The following is a 2311-nucleotide window of genomic DNA, read 5'->3' as shown; positions in this document are numbered from 1 at the left end:
AGGAGCAGGACCGCCGTTACTACGCGATCACCGTCCGGCCGCAGGTGTTCATCAACCTCGTCCCCGACCATGTGATCTTCCACCGGATGTACCCGATGGCACCCGACCGCACGGTGGTCGAGTGCGACTGGCTCTACCTCCCGCACATCGTCGAGAGCGGCAAGGACGTGGACCGTTCGGTGGAGCTGTTCCACCGGGTCAACCAGCAGGACTTCGACGCCTGTGAGCGCACCCAGCCGGCGATGAGCTCGCGGGCGTACGCCAAGGGCGGTGTCCTGGTGCCCAGCGAGCACCACATCGGCGAATTCCACACCTGGCTGCAGAACAAGCTGGAGGTGCGGCCCACGCGCTGACCCCCGTACCGCCCGTCCACCTGCCGTTGCGGCCCCTCCGGCGGGTGGGCGGGCCATGGGGTGAAGGATGCGAACTGCGCAACCTTGTGCGCCATCGGGAACCGATGGGTGGCCCCTTCCCCTTGACACCCCCGAATTCCATCGAAACCATGTTGCGCATAGCGCGTGTCGTTGTGCGATATGAGACATCCCTGTCTGGAGCCCGTATGAGGAGCATCACCGTCGTCGGAGCGTCGCTGGCAGGCCTGAGCGCGGTCCGTGCGTTGCGCGCAGAGGGCTACGACGGCGAGATCGTCGTCGTGGGGGAGGAACGCCACACTCCCTACGACCGCCCGCCGCTGTCCAAGGACTTCCTCACCGGGGACCTCGACGCCGAAGCGCTCGCGCTCGGCGACGCGGACGAGTACGAGGACCTCGACGTGCAGTGGGTGCTCGGCGAGCGCGCGGTGCGGCTCGACACCCTCGCCCGGACCGTCACCCTGGCCGGAGGACGCCATGTGCGCACCGACGGCGTCGTCGTCGCGACCGGCGCCAGTCCCCGGATGCTCCCCGGCATGGACGGCCTCGCCGGGGTCCACACCCTGCGCACCCTGGACGACGCCCAGGCACTGCGCGCCGAGCTGCTGGACGGGCTGCCCAGGGTCGTCGTCATCGGCGCCGGCTTCATCGGCGCCGAGGTGGCGTCCACGGCCCACCGGCTCGGGCTCCACGTCACCGTCGTCGAGGCCCTCGACGTACCGCTGGAACGCCAACTCGGGCGCGAAATGGGCCTGGTGTGCTCCTCCCTCCACACCGACCACGGGGTCCGTCTGCTGTGCGGAACGGGCGTGGCGGGACTCGTCGGCGAGGGCCGGGTCACGGGCGTACGGCTGGCGGACGGGCAGGTGCTGCCCGCCGACATCGTCGTGGTCGGGGTGGGAGTCAGGCCGGCCACCGACTGGCTCGCCGGTTCCGGGGTGCACGTCGACGACGGCGTGGTGTGCGACGCCGGCTGCTCGACCAGCGTCCCGGGCGTGGTCGCCGTCGGTGACGTCGCCCGCTGCCCCAACCCGTTCACCGGACGGCACGCCCGCATCGAGCACTGGAGCAACGCCACCGAGCAGGCGAAGACCGCCGCCCGCACACTGCTGACCGGCGTGCCGGCCCCCGCACCGCTCACCGCGCCGTACTTCTGGTCCGACCAGTACAAGGTGCGCATCCAGCTCGCCGGACACGTCGCCCCCGGCGCCGAGCCGGAGCTCGTCGAGGGCGATCTCGACAGCCGGTCCTTCACGGCCGTCTACCGGCGCGAGGGCACCCCCGTCGCCGTGCTCTCTCTCAACCAGCCGAAGTTCTTCAACCGGCTCCGCCGCACCCTCGTCCCCGCCGCCGCGGCCCTCGTCTCATGAGCTCCCCGCCTCAACCGCCCCCGGACGCAGGCGAGATCGCCCCCGGCATTCCGCGGCACCTGCGCTACACCTGGGATCACGAGTGGCTGGTCGTGGACGAGGGCAACGCCACCGTCGGCATCACCGCTTTCGCCGCGCAGGCCCTCGGCGACGTCGTCGACCTCCGGCTGCCCGAGGTCGGCACCTGGGTCGAGGCCGGGGAGAGCTGCGGCCGGATCGCGTCACTGACCGCCGTCAGCAGCCTGTACGCCCCCGCCTCGGGCCGGGTCCTGGAAGTCAACACCGCGCTGGCCGACGACCCCGGCGCCGTCAACACCAGCCCCTACACCGGCGGCTGGCTGTTCAGGCTCCGGGTCGAGAACATCGCCGGCGCCCTGTCCGCCGACGCCTACGCCGCCCACTGTGCCCACACCCAAGGAGACGGCCGATGACGCTGTTCCACCAGTCCCTGCACGAGCTCGACCCGGAGGTAGCCGCCGCGGTCGACGCCGAGCTGGACCGTCAGCAGTCCACGCTCGAAATGATCGCCTCGGAGAACTTCGCTCCGCTGGCGGTCATGGAGGCCCAGGG

General features: G+C 71.1%; 3 protein-coding genes and 1 pseudogene. All 4 read left to right on the top strand.

The genetic code is table 11. From position 1 onward, the window contains the following. On the top strand, nucleotides 1-353 hold a 353-nt coding region (locus AB0Q90_RS42050; RefSeq protein WP_363166031.1), incomplete at its 5' end, for an SRPBCC family protein. 206 nt (nucleotides 354-559) lie between these two features. Next, nucleotides 560-1741, top strand: coding sequence for an FAD-dependent oxidoreductase (locus AB0Q90_RS42045; RefSeq protein ID WP_363166032.1), 1182 nt, complete (start codon nucleotides 560-562; stop codon nucleotides 1739-1741). Then, nucleotides 1738-2172, top strand: coding sequence for a glycine cleavage system protein GcvH (gcvH, locus tag AB0Q90_RS42040; RefSeq protein ID WP_363166033.1), 435 nt, complete (start codon nucleotides 1738-1740; stop codon nucleotides 2170-2172). Before AB0Q90_RS42045 ends, gcvH begins: the two co-directional genes overlap by 4 nt. Then, nucleotides 2169-2311, top strand: a pseudogene (locus tag AB0Q90_RS42035) (serine hydroxymethyltransferase); the annotation flags it as partial. The gene gcvH and the pseudogene AB0Q90_RS42035, both read left to right, overlap by 4 nt.

Source organism: Streptomyces sp. NPDC079141 (assembly GCF_040686775.1).
GTDB lineage: Bacteria > Actinomycetota > Actinomycetes > Streptomycetales > Streptomycetaceae > Streptomyces.
Note: the sequence above shows the minus strand (reverse complement) of the source record. Positions and strands in the feature narration are given on the sequence as shown.